General features: G+C 59.2%; 22 protein-coding genes. 13 read left to right on the top strand and 9 right to left on the bottom strand.

Annotated elements, in window-relative coordinates; all coding sequences use genetic code 11:
- Positions 1 to 3: 3 nt before the first annotated feature.
- A complete protein-coding gene (locus tag ACWGZX_RS18965; protein ID WP_452624982.1) occupies positions 4 to 981 on the bottom strand; it encodes a MerR family transcriptional regulator in 978 nt (325 codons plus the stop codon).
- Positions 982 to 1,171: 190 nt separating this feature from the next.
- Here ACWGZX_RS18965 and ACWGZX_RS18960 point away from each other — a divergent pair, with 190 nt between their 5' ends.
- The 7 genes from ACWGZX_RS18960 to ACWGZX_RS18930 all read left to right on the top strand — a co-directional run bounded on the left by ACWGZX_RS18960 (position 1,172) and on the right by ACWGZX_RS18930 (position 5,663).
- The gene (locus ACWGZX_RS18960; RefSeq protein WP_452624981.1) at positions 1,172 to 1,741 is read left to right on the top strand and encodes an antibiotic biosynthesis monooxygenase; all 570 of its coding nucleotides are present in this window, start codon (positions 1,172 to 1,174) and stop codon (positions 1,739 to 1,741) included.
- A gap of 84 nt (positions 1,742 to 1,825) precedes the next feature.
- A complete protein-coding gene (folM, locus tag ACWGZX_RS18955) occupies positions 1,826 to 2,536 on the top strand; it encodes a dihydromonapterin reductase (RefSeq protein WP_452624980.1) in 711 nt (236 codons plus the stop codon).
- 21 nt (positions 2,537 to 2,557) lie between these two features.
- Positions 2,558 to 3,136 carry a GTP cyclohydrolase I FolE gene (gene folE / locus ACWGZX_RS18950; RefSeq protein WP_452624979.1) on the top strand — a complete coding sequence of 193 codons (579 nt, stop codon included), beginning with the start codon at positions 2,558 to 2,560 and terminating at the stop codon, positions 3,134 to 3,136.
- Entirely contained in the window at positions 3,136 to 3,507 is a 372-nt protein-coding gene (gene folX, locus ACWGZX_RS18945) for a dihydroneopterin triphosphate 2'-epimerase (protein WP_008054404.1), read from the top strand. Before folE ends, folX begins: the two co-directional genes overlap by 1 nt.
- A gap of 68 nt (positions 3,508 to 3,575) precedes the next feature.
- Positions 3,576 to 3,872, top strand: coding sequence for a DUF1244 domain-containing protein (locus ACWGZX_RS18940; RefSeq protein ID WP_452624978.1), 297 nt, complete (start codon positions 3,576 to 3,578; stop codon positions 3,870 to 3,872).
- The gene (locus ACWGZX_RS18935; protein ID WP_007944631.1) at positions 3,865 to 4,203 is read left to right on the top strand and encodes a HopJ type III effector protein; all 339 of its coding nucleotides are present in this window, start codon (positions 3,865 to 3,867) and stop codon (positions 4,201 to 4,203) included. The genes ACWGZX_RS18940 and ACWGZX_RS18935 overlap by 8 nt, the downstream gene beginning before the upstream one ends.
- 209 nt (positions 4,204 to 4,412) lie before the next feature.
- Entirely contained in the window at positions 4,413 to 5,663 is a 1,251-nt protein-coding gene (locus ACWGZX_RS18930; RefSeq protein ID WP_452624977.1) for a 2-aminoadipate transaminase, read from the top strand.
- Between the two features lie 172 nt (positions 5,664 to 5,835).
- On the opposite strand, the gene trxB is transcribed toward ACWGZX_RS18930, so the two are convergent.
- Entirely contained in the window at positions 5,836 to 6,798 is a 963-nt protein-coding gene (trxB, locus tag ACWGZX_RS18925) for a thioredoxin-disulfide reductase (protein ID WP_452624976.1), read from the bottom strand.
- A gap of 313 nt (positions 6,799 to 7,111) precedes the next feature.
- On the opposite strand from trxB, the gene cysZ reads away from it, so the two are divergent.
- Positions 7,112 to 7,864 (top strand): sulfate transporter CysZ, encoded by a 753-nt coding sequence (gene cysZ / locus ACWGZX_RS18920; RefSeq protein ID WP_452624975.1) that lies wholly within the window; start codon positions 7,112 to 7,114, stop codon positions 7,862 to 7,864.
- A gap of 40 nt (positions 7,865 to 7,904) precedes the next feature.
- Positions 7,905 to 9,131, top strand: coding sequence for a glycosyltransferase family 4 protein (locus tag ACWGZX_RS18915; protein ID WP_452624974.1), 1,227 nt, complete (start codon positions 7,905 to 7,907; stop codon positions 9,129 to 9,131).
- Positions 9,132 to 9,268: 137 nt separating this feature from the next.
- Here ACWGZX_RS18915 and ACWGZX_RS18910 read toward each other — a convergent pair whose 3' ends face one another.
- From ACWGZX_RS18910 to ACWGZX_RS18900, 3 genes are all read right to left on the bottom strand, one after another.
- Positions 9,269 to 10,372 carry an NADH:flavin oxidoreductase gene (locus ACWGZX_RS18910; protein ID WP_452624973.1) on the bottom strand — a complete coding sequence of 368 codons (1,104 nt, stop codon included), beginning with the start codon at positions 10,370 to 10,372 and terminating at the stop codon, positions 9,269 to 9,271.
- A gap of 195 nt (positions 10,373 to 10,567) precedes the next feature.
- Positions 10,568 to 11,050, bottom strand: coding sequence for a glutathione peroxidase (locus ACWGZX_RS18905; protein WP_452624972.1), 483 nt, complete (start codon positions 11,048 to 11,050; stop codon positions 10,568 to 10,570).
- Positions 11,051 to 11,171: 121 nt separating this feature from the next.
- Complete coding sequence (locus ACWGZX_RS18900; protein WP_223516524.1) at positions 11,172 to 11,657, bottom strand: FKBP-type peptidyl-prolyl cis-trans isomerase; 486 nt, start codon at positions 11,655 to 11,657, stop codon at positions 11,172 to 11,174.
- Here ACWGZX_RS18900 and ACWGZX_RS18895 point away from each other — a divergent pair.
- From ACWGZX_RS18895 to ACWGZX_RS18885, 3 genes are read left to right on the top strand one after another with little or no spacing between them, the layout of a single operon-like run.
- Positions 11,626 to 11,964, top strand: coding sequence for a DUF3565 domain-containing protein (locus tag ACWGZX_RS18895; protein ID WP_452624971.1), 339 nt, complete (start codon positions 11,626 to 11,628; stop codon positions 11,962 to 11,964). The genes ACWGZX_RS18900 and ACWGZX_RS18895 overlap by 32 nt on opposite strands.
- A 60-nt stretch (positions 11,965 to 12,024) precedes the next feature.
- Positions 12,025 to 14,124, top strand: coding sequence for a phosphate acetyltransferase (gene pta, locus ACWGZX_RS18890; RefSeq protein ID WP_452624970.1), 2,100 nt, complete (start codon positions 12,025 to 12,027; stop codon positions 14,122 to 14,124).
- On the top strand, positions 14,125 to 15,030 hold the full coding sequence (locus ACWGZX_RS18885; RefSeq protein ID WP_452624969.1) for an acyltransferase: 906 nt from the start codon (positions 14,125 to 14,127) through the stop codon (positions 15,028 to 15,030).
- A 133-nt stretch (positions 15,031 to 15,163) separates the two neighbouring features.
- Here ACWGZX_RS18885 and cysN read toward each other — a convergent pair whose 3' ends face one another.
- The 3 genes from cysN to ACWGZX_RS18870 all read right to left on the bottom strand — a co-directional run bounded on the left by cysN (position 15,164) and on the right by ACWGZX_RS18870 (position 18,981).
- Positions 15,164 to 17,062, bottom strand: coding sequence for a sulfate adenylyltransferase subunit CysN (gene cysN, locus ACWGZX_RS18880; RefSeq protein ID WP_452624968.1), 1,899 nt, complete (start codon positions 17,060 to 17,062; stop codon positions 15,164 to 15,166).
- A 9-nt stretch (positions 17,063 to 17,071) separates the two neighbouring features.
- Positions 17,072 to 17,989 (bottom strand): sulfate adenylyltransferase subunit CysD, encoded by a 918-nt coding sequence (gene cysD / locus ACWGZX_RS18875; protein ID WP_007942729.1) that lies wholly within the window; start codon positions 17,987 to 17,989, stop codon positions 17,072 to 17,074.
- Between the two features lie 233 nt (positions 17,990 to 18,222).
- Positions 18,223 to 18,981 carry a Nif3-like dinuclear metal center hexameric protein gene (locus ACWGZX_RS18870; protein ID WP_452624967.1) on the bottom strand — a complete coding sequence of 253 codons (759 nt, stop codon included), beginning with the start codon at positions 18,979 to 18,981 and terminating at the stop codon, positions 18,223 to 18,225.
- A 102-nt stretch (positions 18,982 to 19,083) separates the two neighbouring features.
- Here ACWGZX_RS18870 and algW point away from each other — a divergent pair, with 102 nt between their 5' ends.
- On the top strand, positions 19,084 to 20,244 hold the full coding sequence (gene algW, locus ACWGZX_RS18865) for a Do family serine endopeptidase AlgW (protein WP_452624966.1): 1,161 nt from the start codon (positions 19,084 to 19,086) through the stop codon (positions 20,242 to 20,244).
- 137 nt (positions 20,245 to 20,381) lie between these two features.
- Here algW and hisC read toward each other — a convergent pair whose 3' ends face one another.
- On the bottom strand, positions 20,382 to 21,434 hold the full coding sequence (gene hisC, locus ACWGZX_RS18860) for a histidinol-phosphate transaminase (protein ID WP_452624965.1): 1,053 nt from the start codon (positions 21,432 to 21,434) through the stop codon (positions 20,382 to 20,384).

The raw sequence follows: 21,434 nt of genomic DNA, 5'->3' as shown, positions 1-21,434 counted from the left end.
GTTTCAGGTATCAAGGTTTCCCGCCAGGAACTGTTTCAGACGCTGGCGCATTACCCTTGCGTCGTTCCCCAGACACCCGATCGATGATCCGGCCAGGCTCTCTTGCGCCAGGTCCGACGCGTCCCCCGCCAGCAATAACTGACAGTCGAGGCTCATGGCCAGTCGACTCAACCGACGCGGCAGCTCCGGGGCGGGTGCATGATTGGACACCAGCACCAGCGCCGCAGGTTTGACCCTCTCGCAGACCAGCGTCAACTCGTCGCAGGGTTGACCAATAGCGAGTAGTTGAATCGCCAAATCGACACTGCTCAGGTACAGCCCGGTAACCAGGACATCCAGTTCACGGGCGTGATCGGCCAGGGCGCAGACAATCACTCGGCGCGGTTGCATGACGCGCACCAGCAGCAGGCGTTGCAATACCCGGGAACGCAGAAAGGCATCCAGAAACAGCCACTCGCTGGCCTGACCGAACGCTTCATGGCGCTGAAGCAATTGCTTCCAGACCGGAAGCAAAATGTCCTGAAACACGACCGTCAGCGGGTAACTGGAAAAAATCTGACCATAGAGTTGTTCCAGTTGAACCTCGTCAAAGGCGCTGACCACCGCCTGAACTTGCTGTTGCCATTGGGCGTAATCAGCCTGAACGAGTTCGGTGGGAATGATTCGCGCCAGCACCTTGAGCGGTTCGGTTCTGGCCAGGATCTTGCCGACTTTGCTGACCGCAACACCGCGGTCGATCCAGTCGAGGATGCTGCGAACCTTATCGATATCATGCATCGAGTACAGACGATGCCCACTTTCGGTGCGCGTAGGCTGGATCAAACCATAACGCCGCTCCCAGGCGCGCAGCGTAACCGGGTTGATGCCCGTCAGACGCGCTACCTCACGAATAGGAAAGAGTTCTTCCCGATCTAGGGACAGATCCGATTGCGGGGTAGAAGTAACGTCAGTCAGGACAGGCATCAGATAGTCGACGTCCATGGATAAAATTGGATCCCATTCTAACTCTCCCTCCGACTATTCAACACTGTGATAATCGACGCATCATGCTGGTGTATTGGCCAGAATCAGGAATAATCCTTGCTTGTCTCAAAGCGCAGCCCACCACCCCGGCGTTGTGCCTGGCGAAACTCCTACCCGGAGTAACGCAACTGTCATATGGAGATACACAATGTCTACCTCACCCGTCACGCTGATGGTTGCGCGTCGCGTTGCCGAAGGGCGCTATCAGGACCTTATGGTCTGGTTGCGCGAAGGCGAACAATTGGCCACCGATTTTCCCGGCTATCTTGGCTCTGGCGTGCTCGCTCCGCCGCCCGACGATGACGAATTCCAGATTATTTTCCGCTTTGCCGACGAGCAGACCCTGCACGCTTGGGAACACTCTGCGTCACGCACGGCCTGGCTGGCGCGCGGCAGCGACCTGTTTGGCCACAACACGGAACATCGCGTCAGCGGAATCGAGGGCTGGTTCGGCGTGGTCGGTCAGCGCCCGCCACGCTGGAAACAGGCGGTGGCGATCTGGTTGGCATTCTTTCCGGTGTCCCTGTTGTTCAATTTTGTCCTCGGGCCTTTGCTGGCCGAAATGAGCCTCCTGCCACGGGTGTTCATCAGCACGCTGTGCCTGACGCCGTTGATGGTCTACTTCTTCATTCCATTGTCGACCCGTCTACTGGCCAACTGGCTGAACAGCGCGGTACCACGGCCGTTGCCCTCCGAGCCCCTCCCACAAAATCAATGATCCCAATGTTGGGGTGAGCCCCACGGTAGGTGAATGCCGCCGCGCGCTGGTATAGTTTTGCTCTTACCGCGACGCGAGCTATTCATGACTTCTTCCGCAGCCCCCATCCTCATCACCGGTGCCGGCCAGCGTGTTGGCCTGCATTGTGCGCAGCGTTTGATTGAAGACGGCCAGCGGGTGATCTTCAGCTACCGCAGCGAACGCCCTGGCGTCCAGACATTGCGCGATCTGGGCGCCACCGCGGTGTTTGCCGACTTCTCCACTGAAGCCGGGATCCTCGCATTCATCGCCGCCCTGAAAACCCAGACTAATAGCCTGCGGGCGATTGTCCATAACGCCTCCGAATGGCTGACCGAAACGCCGGACACCGACGCCGCCGCATTCACCCGCATGTTCAGCGTGCACATGCTTGCGCCTTACCTGATCAACCTGCACTGTGCCGACTTGCTGCAACGCTCACACCCTGCGGACATTGTGCACATCAGCGATGACGTGACCCGCAAAGGCAGCAGCCAGCGTATTGGCTACTGCGCCAGCAAAGCCGGGCTCGACAGCCTCACCCTATCCTTCGCTGCGAAATACGCGCCGACAATCAAGGTCAACGGAATCGCGCCCGCCCTGCTAATGTTCAACCCCGAGGATGACGCGGCTTACCGCGCCAAGGCGCTGGCCAAATCCGCGCTGGGCATCGAACCCGGCAGCGAAGTGATCTACCAGAGCCTGCGCTATTTGCTCGACAACCCTTATGTCACCGGCACCACCCTGACCGTCAACGGCGGACGGCACATCAAATAAGATGCCCCGCGAGGATGCTACATGTCGCTAACCCTGCCCCAGAACGCCCTGTCCCAGAGCTACCGCGAGATTATCATCGGTCTCGGTGAGAACCCGGATCGCGAAGGCCTGATCGACACCCCGCTGCGGGCGGCCAAAGCCATGCAGTACCTCTGTCATGGCTACGAACAAAGTGTCGAAGAGATCGTCAACGGCGCGCTGTTCGCCTCCGACAACGATGAAATGATCATTGTCGACAACATCGAGTTGTACTCGCTCTGTGAACATCACCTGCTGCCCTTCATCGGCAAGGCCCATGTGGCTTATATTCCAACGGGCAAGGTGCTGGGCCTGTCGAAAATTGCGCGGCTGGTGGACATGTTCGCCCGTCGCCTGCAAATCCAGGAAAACCTCACCCGGCAAATCGCCGAGGCGGTGCAACAGGTGACCAATGCCGCCGGCGTAGCGGTGGTCATCGAAGCCCGGCACATGTGCATGATGATGCGCGGTGTAGAGAAACAGAATTCGACCATGAACACCTCGGTGATGCTCGGCGCCTTCCGCGAGTCGAGCAACACCCGCCAGGAGTTCCTGCAATTGATTGGACGGAGCACGTCGTAATGCCACAACTTCAACCAGGAATGGCACGCATCCGGGTCAAGGACCTGTGCCTGCGGACCTACATCGGAATCAACGAGGATGAAATCCTCAACAAGCAGGATGTGCTGATCAACCTGACCATCCTGTATGCGGCCCAGGAAGCGGTGCGTGACAACGACATTGATCATGCGCTGAACTACCGCACCATCACCAAGGCAATCATCGCCCACGTAGAGGGTAATCGTTTCGCCCTGCTCGAACGGTTGACTCAGGAGTTGCTGGACTTGGTGATGGCCAACGAGTCGGTGCTGTACGCCGAGGTTGAGGTCGACAAACCTCACGCGCTGCGATTCGCCGAATCGGTGTCGATTACGCTCGCGGCAAGCCGCTGACCGCGTCTGGCACATTGTTCGCCAGACTTTTATCATCCGCGCCACGAAATGACCGAACAGAGGCCCCCATGACCGATCAACAACGCCTGGAACTTGAAGCCGCCGCCTTTCGCCGGCTGGTGGCCCATCTGGACAGCCGCAAGGATGTACAGAACATCGACCTGATGAACCTCTCCGGTTTCTGCCGCAACTGCCTGTCCAAGTGGTACAAGGCCGCCGCCGACGAACGCCAGATCGACGTCAGCCTCGATGACGCCCGTGAAGTGATTTACGGCATGCCGTACGCCGAATGGAAAGCCCAATACCAGCAAGAAGCCAGCGCCGAACAACAAGCGGCGTTTGCCAAAGGAAAACCCAATGAGTGATTTGAATACCCTGCGCGCCAGCCTCAAGAGCGGCGAACACGTCTTTGCCGATACGCTGGCCTTCATCGCCGCCGGTTACGACTATCAACCGCAGGCTTTCAACAACGGTGGCGTGGAAAACGCGGCCGGTCAGAACGAAGGTTCGTGCAAGACCCTGGGTCTGGCGCTGCTGGAAGGTCTGAGCGATGAAGAAGCGCTGCTGGCGTTTGGCGAGCATTACCGTTCGGTGGTCGCAACGCCTGATGGCAGCGACCACGGCAATATCCGCGCATTGATTGCTCATGGGTTGGCCGGGGTGAAGTTCACTCAACAACCACTCACTCGCCGCTAAACGCTTTTTCTGTAGGAGCAAAGCTTGCTCGCGATGGCGATCTCAGAGACGCCATCGCCGGCAAGTCGGAACGCCGCCCGCGTGCTCCTACAAGAGTCACACCACATCCCGACTTTTAAGATTGACCCGGCAACTTTATTTCGTTTGCCGGGTAACGCTGCTCACGGCTTAGATAAAAAGAAGCATCCCTTCTTCAGAGTCGGTCCCCCATGAGCAGCGAATCCATAAGCCAGTCGATCAACATCGTTCATCCTGTCACGCTCAGCCACGGCAAAAATGCCGAGGTCTGGGACACCGATGGCAAGCGTTACATCGACTTCGTCGGCGGCATCGGCGTACTGAACCTCGGCCATTGCCACCCGCGCATCGTCGAAGCCATTCGCGAACAAGCCACACGACTGACCCACTACGCATTCAACGCCGCCCCGCATGTGCCCTACCTCGAACTGATGGATCGCCTGACTGCGTTCATTCCGGTGGACTACCCGGTCAGCGGCATGCTCACCAACAGCGGCGCGGAAGCGGCGGAAAATGCCCTGAAGATCGTCCGTGGTGCAACCGGCCGCACCGCCGTGATCGCCTTCGACGGTGCCTTCCACGGCCGTACCCTCGCCACCCTCAACCTCAACGGCAAGGTCGCCCCCTACAAACAGAAAGTCGGCGTGCTTCCGGGCCCGGTGTTTCACTTGCCGTACCCGAGCAAAGACAACGGCGTGACCTGCGCCGAAGCCTTGAAGGCCTTGGACCGACTGTTCAGCGTCGAGATCGACGTCGATGACGTGGCGTGTTTTATCGTCGAACCGGTGCAGGGCGAAGCGGGCTTCCTGGCGATGGACGTGGAGTTCGCCCAAGCGCTGCGAAAGTTCTGCGATGAAAAGAACATCCTGTTGATCGCTGATGAAATCCAGTCCGGTTTCGGCCGCACCGGCCAGCGTTTTGCGTTCTCGCGACTGGGCATCGAGCCGGACTTGATCTTGCTGGGCAAAAGCATTGCCGGCGGTGTGCCGCTCGGTGCGGTGGTCGGGCGCAAAGGGTTACTCGACACCTTGCCCAAGGGCGGTCTGGGCGGTACTTATTCGGGCAACCCCATCGCCTGCGCCGCCGCGCTGGCGACGCTGGATGAAATGACGGATGCCAACCTGCAAGCCTGGGGCGCGCAGCAGGAAGAAGCGATTGTCAGCCGTTACGAAGCCTGGCGCGACAGCAAACTTTCACCGTATCTGGGTCGTTTGACCGGCGTGGGTGCGATGCGCGGCATCGAGCTGATCAATGCCGATGGCACGCCGGCGTCGGTCCAGTTGACGCAACTATTGGCATTGGCACGAGACGCCGGTTTGCTGTTGATGCCCAGCGGCAAGTCGCGCCACATCATCCGACTGTTGGCGCCATTGACCACCGAAGCGGCGGTGCTGGAGGAAGGGCTGGACATCCTTGAGGCGTGCCTGAAGAAATTGGACTGAACCCAAAATCCCTGTGGGAGCGAGCTTGCTCGCGATGGCGGCCTGTCAGTCAACATCAATGCTGAATAATAAATAGCCATCGCGAGCAAGCTCGCACAGGTTATTGGGTCGGCCACAAAATCGCGGACATAAAAAAACCGGCTGCAAAGCCGGTTTTTTCATTTCAACGATCTCAGAACTTGGCGTTCTGCAGGTCGTCCAGGTAACGCTCGGTGTCCAGTGCGGCCATGCAGCCAGCGCCGGCCGAGGTGATGGCCTGGCGGTAAACGTGGTCAGCCACGTCACCGGCGGCAAAGATACCTTCGACGCTGGTCGCCGTTGCGTTGCCTTCACGGCCGCCCTGCACCACCAGGTAGCCATCTTTCAACGTCAGCTGACCTTCGAACAACGAGGTGTTCGGGGTGTGGCCGATGGCGATGAACACGCCGTCGACTTTCAGCTCGTCGAAGCCGCCGTCGTTGTTCTTCAGGCGAGCACCGGTCACGCCCATGTTGTCGCCCAGTACTTCGTCCAGGTTCGAGTTCAATTTCAGCTCGATCTTGCCTTCGGCAACCCGGGCATTGAGCTTGTCGATCAGGATCTTCTCGGCGCGGAACGTTTCGCGACGGTGGATCAGGGTCACTTTGCTGGCGATGTTGGCCAGGTACAGGGCTTCTTCAACAGCGGTGTTGCCGCCGCCGACCACAGCCACAGGCTTGTTGCGATAGAAGAAACCGTCGCAGGTCGCACAGGCCGAAACGCCTTTGCCCATGAACGCTTCTTCGGACGGCAGGCCCAGGTAACGAGCGCTGGCGCCGGTCGCGATGATCAGAGCGTCACAGGTGTACGTCGCGCTGTCGCCGACCAGGGTGTACGGTTTGGAGGCGAAGTCCACCGCATTGATGTGATCGAAAACGATCTCGGTTTCAAAGCGCTCGGCGTGTTCTTTCATACGCTCCATCAACGCCGGGCCGGTCAGACCGTGGACGTCGCCCGGCCAGTTGTCGACTTCGGTGGTGGTGGTCAGTTGACCGCCGGCTTGCATGCCGGTGATCAGCAGTGGCTTGAGGTTGGCACGGGCGGCATAGACCGCAGCGCTGTAACCGGCAGGGCCGGAACCGAGAATAATCACTCGCGAATGACGGGCTTCAGACATGACCTGCTCCTGTTGACCGGCCCTGAACACCGGGCGCGGAACGCCGGGTTGCCGGCGGGAATAAAAAAGGACCGTGGTTGACCTTGGGGAAGGTTTGAGAACGACAGTCCTGCAAAAAGATTGGGTGCAGCGTATCGAGGGGGCGAAGATTAAGGAAATACGGTTTAACAATCCAGCTCATAGGTGGTCTCTATCCCACCGCCGCGACTATAAAGACGTCTTTGTTACAGTGAATGTCGATTCCACTGCCGCGCTTTCCCCCTTCTGGCAAAGCCGGTAAGGTCGGCGCGTTTACCTCTGCCCGGAGCACGTTATGCCCGCACCTGTCCTGTCCGGACCGCAATACCTGCGTGAAGGCCTCAAGCTGGTTCTGAGCCCCAGCCTGCGTTTATTCGTGTTATTGCCGCTGGCAATCAACCTGGTGCTGTTCGTCGGATTGATTTATCTGGCCGGCCATCAATTCAGCCTGTGGGTCGATACGCTGATGCCGACCCTGCCCGACTGGCTGAATTTTCTCAGCTATATCCTCTGGCCGATTTTTGTGGTGCTGGTGGTGTTGATGGTGTTTTTCACCTTCACCATGCTCGCCAATGTCATCGCCGCACCGTTCAACGGCTTCCTCGCGGAAAAAGTCGAAGTGGTGGTGCGTGGTACCGACGATTTCCCGGCCTTCAGCTGGGGTGAGCTGACCGCCATGATCCCGCGCACCCTGGCCCGGGAGATGCGCAAACTCGGCTATTTCCTGCCACGGGCAATCGGGCTGTTCATCCTGTCCTTTATCCCGGTGGTGAACATCATTGCCGCACCGCTGTGGCTGCTGTTCGGGGTGTGGATGATGGCGATCCAGTACATCGACTACCCGGCGGACAACCACAAGCTGGGCTGGAACGAAATGCTCGCCTGGTTGCGGCAGAAACGCTGGCAGAGCATGAGCTTCGGCGGCAGCGTGTATCTGGTGCTGCTGATCCCGGTGGTGAACATCCTGATGATGCCGGCCGCCGTGGCGGGGGCGACGTTGTTCTGGGTGCGTGAGCGCGGCGCGGAAAATCTGGTGACCCAGCGCTGATCGGGTCACAAATCCATCATCAAAGCGCCACAATGACGACATGGCCTCAGCCGACACTGAGGCCATGACGACAGCTCTGCATATCACCCTGATCACTGAAACATTCCCACCGGAAATCAACGGCGTGGCCAATACCCTTGGTCGCTTGTGCGATGGCTTGCGCGCGCGCGGGCATCAGGTGGAATTGGTGCGGCCGCGTCAGGTGTGTGATCAGCTGTTGAGCAGTGACGATGATTTGCTGTTGTGTCGCGGCTGGCCGCTGCCAGGTTATCCCGGTTTGCAATGGGGCCAGTCGTCGATGCACAAGCTGCTAAGGCGCTGGACGCGGCATCGCCCGGACGTGCTGTACATCGCCACCGAAGGGCCACTGGGCTTGTCTGCGTTACGCGCAGCACGGCGACTGGGGATCTCGGTGGTCAGCGGTTTTCACACCAACTTTCAGCAATACTCCAGCCAATACGGGCTGGGGGTCCTGACCCGATTGCTGACTCACTACCTGCGCTGGTTCCACAACCGCTCGACCCTGACACTGGTGCCGAGCCCCAGCCAGCGGATGGAGCTTGAGCGTCGGCAATTCGAACGTTTGGCATTGCTCTCTCGGGGTGTCGACAGCCAATTGTTTCATCCGAGCAAAAGGCTGATATCGCTGCGCGAACAGTGGGGATTGGCCGAAGATGACATTGCAGTCATTCATGTCGGGCGCTTGGCCCCCGAGAAAAACCTGGGCTTGCTCAAGCGCAGTTTCGACGTGCTGAAATCCACTTATCCACAGCGCAACCTACGCTTGATCGTGATCGGCGACGGCCCGCAACGAACGGCGCTGGAGCAGGAACTGCCCGAGGCTGTTTTCTGCGGTTCACAACGGGGCGAAGCGTTGGCCAGTCACTATGCGTCAGGCGATGTATTTTTGTTTCCGAGCATGACCGAAACCTTTGGCAACGTGGTGCTTGAAGCACTGGCGTCGGGATTGGGTGTGGTCGCGTACGACCAGGCGGCTGCGGCCCAGCATATTCGCCATGGCTACAGCGGCGTGCTGGCAATGCCGGGGGATGAAGAGGCGTTCTTCGAGGCGGCAGTGTGGCTGCTGGAAGAGCGCGAGACTTTGCGTTGCGTGCGGTTGAATGCGCGCCAGCATGCGAGCCGGCAGGGTTGGGCGGCGATTATCGAGCAGTTTGAAGGGCAGTTGCGGGGGGCTTGTCATGATCCTCGTGGCGAGGGGGCTTGTCGGAACGCCGCATCGCCCCGTTCGGCTGCGGAGCAGTCGTAAACCCAGCACACACCGCATGCCCGATGAAACATATTTTCAGGTTTCAGGTTTCAGGTTTCAGGTTTCAGGTTTCAGGTTTCAGGTTTCAGGTTTCAGGGCCGCTTCGCGGCCCAACGGGGGCAAGCCCCCTCGCCACATTAAACCAGGGTCATCAACGCCTCACGGCTGAATGGCAGGATGTCTTCTTCACGACCGTCGCGTACTTTCTGCGCCCAGTCCGGGTCTACCAACAACGCACGACCGACGGCCACCAGGTCGAATTCGTCATTGTTCAAACGCTCCAGCAGTTTTTCCAGGCTGGCCGGTTGGGCGATCTTGTCGGTGTTGACCATGAACTGCAGGAACTCGCCATCCAGGCCAACGCTGCCCACGGTGATGGTCGGCTTGCCGGTGAGTTTACGGGCCCAGCCCGCCAGATTCAGCTCGGAACCGTCGAATTCAGGCTCCCAGAAACGGCGTGTCGAGCAGTGGAAAATGTCCACGCCGGCATCGGACAACGGCTTTAGGAATTCACCCAGTGCTTGCGGGGTTTGCACCAGACGCGCGGTGTAATCCTGCTGCTTCCATTGGGAGAAGCGGAAGATGATCGGGAAACCTTCGCCGACCGCCGCGCGCACGGCTTGAATCAGTTCGATCGCGAACCGTGAACGGTTCGCCAGATCGCCACCGTACTCGTCGGTGCGCTGGTTGCTGCCTTCCCAGAAGAACTGGTCGACCAGATAACCGTGGGCGCCGTGGATTTCCACGCCGTCCATGCCAATGCTCTGGGCATCTTTGGCGGCTTGGGCGAACGCGGCGATCACGTCCTGGATGTCTTGCCTGGTCATGCCGTGAACCACGACCTGACCGTCTTTCAATTTTTCCGACGGGCCGTAACCCGGAACGCTGGCGTCCGGTTCGGTGCCGATACGGCGCACACTGCCGACATGCCACAGTTGTGGAACGATCTTGCCGCCTTCGGCATGCACGGCGTCGACGACTTTCTTCCAGCCGGCCAGCGCCGCTTCTCCGTAGAAGTGCGGTACGTTCGGGTAGCCGTTCGAGGCCTTGTGACCGACGGTCGTGCCTTCGGTGATGATCAAACCCACACCGGCAGCGGCGCGACGACGGTAGTACTCGATCACGTTGGAATCAGGTACGCCACCCGGCGAAAACGAACGGGTCATCGGCGCCATGACGACGCGAGTCGGCAACTCGAGAGCGCCTAGGTGAAAAGGCTTGAACAGGGCTTTGACAGGCATGGGACGCTCCACGGGGAATGATTTTATGACGGCGATAATATTGGGAGCGCAGCGTATTGAATAGCACTATTGATTGCAGTGATTAAGGCCTAAAAGTTCGTAAATATTGTAGGAGCCGGCTTGCTGGCGAATCAGGCGATGCGGTGTGTCAGATACGCCGCGTTCGCTGGCAAGCCAGCTCCTACAAGGAGGATGTCAGCTCAGTGCTTTTTCGATGGCATGAACGACGGTCGGATCATCCGGCGCCGTTCGAGGCGAGAACCGCGCCAGTACGCGCCCATCCTTGCCCAGCAGGAATTTTTCGAAGTTCCAGGTAATGTCACCCGGGAATTCCGCACCCTCACCCGCCAGCAGGCGATACAACTGATGACGCTCATGACCGTTGACTTCCAGCTTGCTGGACAACGGAAAGGTCACGCCATAGTTGAGGCTGCAAAACTCCTGAATATCTTTCTCGGAACCTGGCTCCTGCCCGGCAAACTGGTTGCAAGGCAAGCCCAGCACGCTGAAACCTTTACCTTTGTATTGCTGGTAAAGGTTCTCCAGCGCCGCGTACTGTGGGGTCAAGCCACATTTGGAGGCGACATTGACCACCAGCACGACTTGCCCCTTGAAGGGCGCCAGCGGTAGTTCCTGTCCATCCAAGGCTGTCAACTTAAGGTCGTGAAAAGCACTCATGACGAACTCCAAATTCCCGTGTTCTTCTCGAAACAGCCACTTGGTATGCCACCAAGGACAGCCGCGGACTAAAAAGGCGCCCTCGGGCGCCTCTCCAGTTCTCTGAGCTTAGCGCAGAAAATCAGTGGTGATGGCCACCTTCGCCATGGACGTGACCATGAGCGATTTCTTCCTGGCTAGCATCACGGATGTCGATGATCTTGACCTGGAAATTCAGGCGCTGACCGGCCAATGGGTGGTTGCCGTCAACGGTGACTTCGTCGCCGTCCAGATCGCGAATGGTGACGATCTGCATCTGGCCGTCCGGAGCGGAAGCGTGGAACTGCATGCCCACTTCCAGTTCATCGACGCCTTCGAACATGCTGCGGCTCAGGGTGCTGACCAGTTCGGCAGCGTATTCGCCGTAGGCATCTTCAGGTTCAACGGCTACGGTCAGCTCGTCGCCGACGGTTTTGCCTTCCAGTGCCTTTTCCAGGCCCGGGATGATGTTACCTGCGCCTTGCAGGTAGACCAGCGGCGCGCCACCGGCGGAGCTGTCGATGACCTCACCAGCGTCGTTGGTCAGGGTATAGTCGATGGAGACAGCCTTATTGGCGGCGATCAGCATGGGGCGAGACCTTTTGCATAAGAATGAAGAAAGGCCAAGTTTAGCGAAGCAATCGTCCGAAAGCGAACACAACCCAGACAGAAGGTTCGAGGCGCCTGGCGTAACGGTCACCGGATTCCATCAGGATGAGGACGGGCATTGGGTGGCCGAGCTTTCCTGCGGCCACACCCAGCACCTGCGCCACCAGCCACCGTGGCAATCGCGCGCCTGGGTCCTGGACCCCGCGCAACGTATTGAAAAAATAGGCCAGCCCTTTGAATGCGGTTGGTGCGCACAAGGCCCGGTTAGCGATAACCTTGACGACTGAATTTCGGTAGATCGTCAGGTATAAACGATCGCCTTTGCCATGCTCCCTTAGAGAATCCGCATGCAAACTTTTTTTATTGCACCCACCGACTTTGGTGTGGGTCTGACCTCCATCAGCCTAGGGCTGGTACGCACGCTTGAGCGTGCGGGCCTCAAGGTCGGTTTTTTCAAACCGATTGCCCAGCCACATCCGGGTGACACCGGACCGGAACGCTCCACCGAACTGGTGGCCCGTACCCACGGCTTGAAACCGCCTCAGCCGCTGGGTCTGGCACATGTCGAGCGCATGCTCGGCGATGGTCAGCTGGATGAGCTGCTCGAAGAAATCATCACGCTTTATCAGCAAGCCGCCGTCGGCAAGGATGTGCTGGTCGTCGAAGGCATGGTCCCGACCCGCAGCGCCAGCTACGCCGCGCGGGTAAATCTGCATTTGGCCAAGAGCCTGGATGCCGACGTGATTCTAGTCTCTGCGCCGGAAAGCGAAGCCCTGACCGAACTCTCCGGTCGCGTGGAATTGCAGGCGCAATTGTTCGGCGGGCCGAAAGACCCGAAAGTCCTCGGCGTGATCCTGAACAAGGTCAAGACCGATGAAAGCATGGACGTCTTCGCCACGCGCTTGAAGGAACACTCGCCATTGCTGCGCAGCGGTGATTTCCGACTGCTGGGCTGCATTCCGTTCCGGCCGGAATTGAACGCCCCGCGCACTCGCGATGTTGCGGATTTGATGGGCGCACAAATCCTTAATGCCGGAGATTACGAAACCCGGCGCATGACCAACATCATCATCTGCGCCCGCACCATGCGCAATACCGTGGAGCTGCTCAAGCCCGGCGTGCTGGTGGTAACACCCGGTGATCGCGACGACATCATTCTTGCCGTCAGCCTCGCCGCCATGAACGGCGTGCCATTGGCCGGGCTGCTGCTGACCAGCGACACCCTGCCCGACCCGCGCATCATGGACCTGTGCCGTGGCGCGTTGCAGGCGGGTTTGCCGGTGCTGTCGGTGAGCACCGGCTCCTACGACACCGCCAATCAGTTGAACGGTTTGAACAAGGAAATCCCGATCGACGACCGCGAACGCGCGGAGATCATCACCGATTTCGTCGCCAGTCACCTCGATGCCAACTGGCTGCACCAGCGCTGCGGCACCCCGCGTGAGATGCGCCTGTCGCCCGCCGTATTCCGCTACCAATTGATCCAGCGCGCCCAGGCGGCCAACAAACGCATTGTGCTGCCAGAAGGCAGCGAGCCGCTGACCGTGCAAGCGGCGGCGATTTGTCAGGCGCGTGGCATTGCCCGTTGCGTGCTGCTGGCCAAACCGGCGGACGTCGAAGCCGTGGCTCGCGCTCAGGGTATCGAGTTGCCACCGGGGCTGGAGATTCTTGACCCGGACTTGGTCCGCGAACGCTACATCGAGCCGATGGTTGCCCTGCGCAAAAGCAAAAGTCTCAACGCGCCGATGGCCGAGCAGCAACTGGAAGACACCGTGGTGATCGGCACCATGATGCTGGCGCTGGATGAAGTCGACGGCCTCGTGTCTGGGGTCATTCACTCCACGGCCAACACCATTCGCCCGGCCCTGCAGCTTATTAAAACGGCACCGGGATGCACCTTGGTGTCGTCCGTGTTTTTCATGCTGTTTCCGGAAGAAGTACTGGTCTACGGCGACTGCGTGATGAACCCGCATCCGAGTGCCAGCGAACTGGCCGAAATCGCCCTGCAAAGCGCCGACTCGGCTGCCGCGTTTGGCATCACTCCGCGCGTGGCAATGATCAGCTACTCCAGTGGTGAATCGGCCAGCGGCGAGGAAGTCGAGAAAGTGCGCGAAGCAACGCTGCTCGCCCACGAACAGCAACACTCGCTGCTGATCGACGGCCCATTGCAGTACGACGCCGCCGCCAACGAAACCGTGGCCCGGCAATTGGCACCCAACAGCCAGGTCGCCGGTCGCGCCACGGTGTTCGTGTTCCCCGATCTGAACACCGGCAACACCACCCACAAAGCCGTGCAACGCAGTGCCGACTGCGTGAGCCTCGGCCCGATGCTGCAAGGCCTGCGCAAACCGGTGAACGACTTGCCGCGCGGTGCGCAAGTCGATGACATCGTCTACACGATCGCATTGACCGCGATCCAGGCAGCCAACCGACCTATGGATGTTTAAATGCTGGATCTCCTGCCTGCCGCCGTGCGCGGCGTGATTGCATCGTTGTTGCTGGCCCTCAATACCATTGTGCTGTGCTCGTTTCTATTCTGCGTGGCGATTTTCAAGGCGCTGCCGTTCGCCATTACCCAACGCTTCACACTCTGGCTGATGAATCACACCCATGAGGCCTGGATCAGCAACAACAAAGCCTGGATGAACCTGGTTTGCCGCACCCGCTGGCACCTCAGCGGCCTGGAAGGCCTGGACTATCAGCACTCGTACCTGATCACCAGCAACCACCAGAGCTGGGTCGACATCATGGTGCTGCAATACGTGCTCAACCGACGCATCCAGCCGCTGAAGTTTTTCCTCAAGCAAGAACTGATCTGGGTGCCGGTGATTGGTCTGGCGTGGTGGACGCTGGGCTTTCCGTTCATGAAGCGCTACTCCAAGGCGTATCTGGAAAAGCACCCGGAGAAAAAAGGCAAAGACCTGGAAACCACCCGCAAGACCTGCGCAAAGTTTCGCAACAACCCGGTGGGGATTTTCAATTTCGTTGAGGGCACCCGCTTCACCGAAGGTAAACATGCGCAGCAGAAATCACCGTTCAAGTATTTGCTGAAACCCAAGGCTGGCGGCATTGCGTTTGTGCTGGATGCGATGGGTGAGCAGCTGGAGTCCATCGTCAACGTAACGATTCACTATCCGGGCGGGCGTCCGGGGTATTGGGATTTGCTCTGTGGAAATGTGAAGGATGTTGTCGTGCATTTTCAGGATCTGAAGATTCCGCCGCAGTTTATCGGCAAGAACTACGACCAGGATGGGGAGTATCGATTGCAGTTTCAGGGGTGGATCAATCAGTTGTGGCTGGACAAGGATGCGTTGCTGGAGCAGATGCATCGGGAGTATCCACCTAAGCAATAGAGTGCCTGTTCGGGCCTCTTCGCTGGTAAGCCAGCTCCTGTAGGAGCGGGCTTGCCAGCGAAGGCGTCCGACCCGACACAAAAAAAACCGCCGATGATCACTCATCGGCGGGTTTTTTATGACCGGCTAACGCTTAGATCGCGCCGCGACTACGCAGCAGATCCAGCACCTGCTTGACGCTTTCTTCCAGCGACAGCGATTGGGTGTCGACCACAAGGTCGGCGTCCAGCGGCACGTCGTACGGGAAGGAGTCGCCCGGGATGTTGTCGCCACCAGCGGCGTACAACCCTTGCGGATCACGTTCAGCACAAACGGTCGGCGAGGCCTGGACGTAAACGGTCAGCAAACGCTCCTTGCCGATCAGTTCCCTGGCCTGCTCACGACCTTCAGCATTTGGCGCAACGAATGCAGCCAGGGTCAACAGACCGGCTTCGTTGAACTGACGTGCAACGTGCGCCGCACGACGCCAGTTCTCGGTACGCCCGGCGCGATCCTGTGGCAGACCTTTGTTCAGGTCGTGACGCAGGTTCTGGCCATCCAGCACAAACACCGCTCGGCCCATGTCGAACAGCTTGCGTTCAACCGCGTAAGCCAGGGTGCTTTTGCCAGCGCCCGACAAGCCGCTGAACAACACGGTGGCCGGTTGCTGGCCGAAGCGCTGGGCGCGTTCTTCGGTGGCGACGTGAGCGAGTTTGCCATGGTGCGTGCTGCTGCCATGCGCCACTGGCTGAGCGATGATCATCCCGGCGGCGACGGTGCCATTGGTCAAACGATCAATGACAATGAACGAACCCGTGGTGCGGTTGCTCGCGTAACCGTCCAGCGCGATGGCCGCATCGAGGCTGATCTTGACCCGACCGATCTCGTTCAGTTGCAAGGCACTGGCAGGACCTTCTTCCAGGGTGTTCACGTCAACGCGGTTGACGATGCTGGTGATCGAACCCGGCACGTACGTCGTGGCGCGTTTGATGTCGTATTTCTTGCCCGGCAGCATCGGCTCTTCGGCCATCCACACCAGCATGGCGTCGAAGCCGTCAGTCACTTGCGGCAGGTTGTCGGCGTGTACCAGCAAATCGCCGCGGGAGATGTCGATCTCGTCTTCCATGGTCAGCGTCACGGCCTGACCTGGACCTGCGTGCTCCAGTTCACCTTCGAAGGTGACGATGGATTTCACGCGGCTGCTCTTGCCCGACGGCAGCACAACCACTTCGTCACCCTTGTGCACGACGCCGCTGGCCAAGGTACCGGCGAAACCACGGAAGTTCAGGTTCGGACGGTTGACGTACTGCACCGGGAAACGCAGGTCGGTGTAGTTGCGGTCGCTGGCGATTTCGACGGTTTCAAGAATTTCCATCAGCGACTGGCCGGTGTACCACGGCGAGCGCTCGGACTTGTTCACCACGTTGTCGCCCTTGAGCGCCGACATCGGCACGAAGGCCATCGTGGTCGGCTTGAAGGCGATGCCTTCGGCGAACTTCAGGTAATCGGCCTTGATCGACTCGAAGACTTTTTCGTCGAAGCCATTGAGGTCCATCTTGTTGATGGCGACCACGATGTGTTTGATGCCCAGCAACGAAGCAATGAAGCTGTGGCGACGGGTCTGGGTCTGCACGCCGTAACGGGCGTCGACCAGGATGATCGCCAGGTCACAGGTGGACGCACCGGTGGCCATGTTGCGGGTGTACTGCTCATGGCCGGGGGTGTCGGCGATGATGAATTTGCGTTTGGCGGTGGAGAAGTAACGGTAAGCGACATCGATGGTGATGCCCTGCTCACGCTCGGCCTGCAGGCCATCGACCAGCAAGGCCAGGTCGATGTCATCGCCGGTGGTGCCGACTTTTTTCGAGTCGCGGGTAATGGCTTCCAGGTGATCTTCGTAGATCATTTTGGAGTCGTGCAGCAGGCGCCCGATCAGGGTGCTCTTGCCGTCATCGACGTTGCCACAGGTCAGAAAGCGCAGCATTTCCTTGCGTTCGTGCTGGCCCAGGTAGGCGAGGATGTCCTCGCTGATCAAATCAGATACGTGCGACATGACAACCCCTTAGAAATAACCCTGACGTTTCTTTTCTTCCATCGAGCCTGCGCCATCGTGGTCGATGACCCGGCCCTGGCGTTCGGAAGTTCGCGTCAGGAGCATTTCCTGAATGATGTCGGTCAGGCTGGTCGCCTCGGACTCGACCGCACCGGTCAGCGGGTAGTCGCCGAGCGTACGGAAACGGACCTTCTTCTTGACGATGCGCGCCTTGTCTTCATCGCTCAGGTGATTGAGCAGGCGTTCGTCGTCGATCATGATCCAGGTGCCGTTCATCTCGATAACGTCGCGTTCGGCAGCGAAATACAGCGGCACAATCGGGATGCCTTCGAGGTAGATGTACTGCCAGATGTCCAGTTCGGTCCAGTTCGACAACGGGAACACCCGGATCGATTCGCCCTTGTTGACGTTGCCGTTGTAGACGTTCCACAGCTCCGGGCGCTGGTTTTTCGGGTCCCAGCGGTGCTTGGTGTCGCGGAAGGAATACACGCGCTCTTTGGCACGGGATTTCTCTTCGTCACGACGGGCACCACCGAAAGCGGCATCGAAACCGTACTTGTCGAGGGCCTGCTTGAGACCTTCGGTTTTCATGATGTCGGTGTGCTTGGCACTGCCGTGGGTCAGCGGGTTGATGCCCTGCGCAACTCCGTCAGGGTTGACGTGCACCAGCAGGTCAAGGCCGAGTTCTTCAACCATGCGGTCGCGGAACGCGTACATTTCCTTGAACTTCCACTGGGTGTCGACGTGCATCACCGGAAACGGAAGTTTGCCCGGGAAGAATGCCTTGCGCGCAAGGTGCAGCATCACGGCGGAGTCTTTACCGACGGAGTACAGCATCACCGGGTTATCGAACTCGGCGGCGACCTCGCGGATGATGTGGATGCTTTCGGCCTCCAGCTGTTTCAGATGCGTCAGTTTGTCGACCATGGCTACTCACGAAAACGATCTTATGGACGGCCAGCGGGCCGTGTTCGAGCGAGGAATCCTAGCACAGCGACCTCTTCTAATCAGGACGCCAGCTAGATCGAAAGGGTATATGAATATACCCCCTCGTTTGGGCCGTTGAATGGCTATCCCTTGTAGGCGCGGGGCTTGCCCGCGATAGAGATCTCAAGGACGCCATCGCGGGCAAGCCCTGCTCCTACAGGGGAAGTCGGTCATCAGATAGGATTCGGGCAATCGATGAAGATGTGTTCGAGGGCAAACCGGCGCGCCAGATAATCGCCCAGCGCCTGTACGCCATATCGCTCGGTGGCGTGGTGGCCGGCGGCGATGAAGCTGATGTCGTTTTCCCGAGCGCTATGGAAAGTCTGCTCGGAGGCCTCGCCACTGAGGTACAGATCGACACCGGCCAAAATCGCCTGGTCGATGTAACTCTGGCCGCCACCGGTGCACCAGCCTACCCGGCGAATCGTCGCACTGCCTTCGATCAACAGCGGCTCGCGGCCCATGACTTCCTGGACACGACGGGCGAAATCACGCGCCGTCATCGGCTCGCTCAACGAACCGACCAGGCCGACGACTTTAAGGTTGTCTGGATCCAGCGGGCCTTCGACGGTGATATCCAACTGCCGGGCCAACTGCACGTTGTTACCGACTTCCGGGTGCAGATCCAGCGGCAAATGGTAGGACAGCAGGCTGATATCGTGCTTGAGCAAGGTTTTCAACCGACGCTGCTTCATGCCGGTAATACACGGGTTTTCGCCCTTCCAGAAATAACCGTGATGCACCAGCACCAGATCGGCCTGGGCTTCGACGGCAGCGTCCAGCAGCGCCTGGCTGGCGGTGACGCCACTGACAATGCGCATCACTTGCGGCCGGCCTTCGACCTGCAGGCCGTTAGGGCAGTAATCGGCAATTTTGGCGCTGGCGAGGTAACGGTCGGCTTCTTCGACCAGGGTGCTCAGGGCGACGGCCATAAAAGACTCCTAAATATCCCGTTCAGAGGCGCGCATGGCCTCGTATAATGCGCGACATTATGGGCGGTCTCATACCGCCTGCAACCTTTCAGGACGTGCTTAATGCTCAAGGCGCTGCGTTTTTCCGGCTGGCCGCTGTTGGCCGGTGTGCTTATCGCTCTTTTGATAATTCAGCGTTACCCACAGTGGGTCGGGCTTCCAAGCCTCGACGTGAATTTGCAGCAAGCACCGCAAACCACCAGCGTGCAACAAGGGCCGGTGTCTTACGCCGATGCCGTCACCACGGCCGCGCCGTCGGTGGTCAACCTGTACACCACCAAAGTCATCAACAAACCGAGCCATCCGCTGTTTGAAGACCCGCAGTTCCGCCGCTTCTTCGGCGACAATTCGCCCAAGCAGAAGCGCATGGAATCGAGCCTCGGTTCCGGTGTGATCATGAGCCCGGAAGGCTATTTGCTGACCAACAACCATGTGACCATGGGTGCCGACCAGATCGTGGTGGCGCTCAAGGATGGCCGCGAAACCCTGGCCCGTGTGATTGGCAGCGACCCGGAAACCGACCTCGCGGTCCTGAAGATTGATCTGAAGAACCTTCCTTCCATCACTGTCGGCCGTTCCGACAACATCCGCATCGGCGACGTGGCGTTGGCCATTGGCAACCCGTTCGGTGTCGGCCAGACCGTGACCATGGGCATCATCAGTGCCACTGGGCGTAACCAGTTGGGCCTGAACAACTACGAAGACTTCATCCAGACCGACGCCGCGATCAACCCCGGCAACTCCGGCGGCGCGCTGGTGGACGCCAATGGCAACCTGACAGGCATCAACACCGCGATTTTCTCCAAGTCCGGCGGTTCACAAGGCATCGGGTTTGCGATCCCGGTCAAACTGGCCATGGAAGTGATGAAGTCGATCATCGAACACGGCCAGGTGATTCGTGGTTGGCTGGGCATTGAAGTACAGCCGCTGAGCCAGGAACTGGCGGAGTCGTTTGGCCTGTCGGGACGTCCGGGGATTGTGGTCGCGGGGATTTTCCGGGATGGTCCGGCGCAGAAGGCCGGCCTGCAATTGGGTGATGTGATTCTCAGCATAGACGGTGAGCCAGCGGGTGATGGTCGCCGCTCGATGAACCAGGTCGCACGGATCAAGCCGATGGACAAGGTCACTATTCAGGTGATGCGCAACGGCAAGGAACTCAAGCTCAGCGCTGAGATTGGCCTGCGCCCGCCACCGGCGCCGGTCAAAGAGAAAGAAGAAGAGTAACAACCACCCCAAAACACTTGTGGGAGTGTGCGGTGCGGCGATCCGCCTTGCCCGCGATGGGAACACCGCGGTGTATCAGGTACACCGCGTTATCGTTCATCGCGGGCAAGCCACGCTCCCACAGGGTCAGTGTTGATTTAGAGGTCGCCGAGACCATCGATCAGTGCCTGATTCTGCTCTGGCGTGCCAATGCTGATCCGCAGGAACTGGGCAATCCGCTCCTGTTTGAAGTGCCGAACGATCACGCCTTGCTCACGCAACTTCGCCGCAAGCCCCGCAGCATCGTGCTGCGGGTGACGGGCGAAAATGAAGTTCGCCGCCGACGGCAATACCTCAAAGCCCTTCGCCTCCAACTGCCCGACGACCTTGTCACGGCTATCGATGACCAACCGGCACGTCTTGTCGAAGTACTCGCGATCCTCAAACGCCGCCGCAGCTCCCACAATCGCCAGACGATCCAGCGGATAAGAGTTGAAGCTGTTCTTGATCCGTTCCAGCGCCTCGATCAGGTCCGGATGCCCCACCGCCAGGCCAACCCGCAGGCCGGCCAGCGAACGGGACTTGGACAGGGTCTGCGTCACCAGCAGGTTTGGATAACGGTCGACCAGGCTGATGGCCGTCTCGCCGCCGAAGTCGATGTAAGCCTCATCCACCACGACCACCGAATCCGGGCTGGCCTTGAGAATTTGCTCAACGGCGTCCAGCGCCAGCAGGCAACCCGTGGGGGCGTTCGGGTTCGGGAAGATGATCCCGCCGTTCGGCTTGGCATAGTCGGCCGGGTTGATCTGGAATTGCTCGTCCAGCGGCACGGTGTCGAACTTGATGCCATACAACCCGCAATAAACCGGATAGAAGCTGTAGCTGATGTCCGGGAACAGCAGCGGCTGATCGTGTTGCAGCAATCCGTGAAAGATGTGCGCCAGGACTTCATCGGAACCGTTACCGAGAAACACCTGATTGCCCTGGACGCCGTAGTACTTGGCAACAGCCTGCTTGAGCACATCGCTGTTCGGGTCCGGGTACAAACGCAGGTTATCGTTCAGTTCGGTCTGCATGGCGGCCAACGCTTTGGGCGATGGTCCGTATGGATTTTCGTTGGTGTTGAGCTTCACCAGTTTCGTCAGTTTCGGCTGCTCGCCCGGCACGTAAGGCACCAGGCTCTTGACGAAGGGGCTCCAGAATTTACTCAT

Source organism: Pseudomonas sp. CLCA07, assembly GCF_053615335.1.
This window is presented reverse-complemented; position numbering and strand designations above follow the sequence as displayed.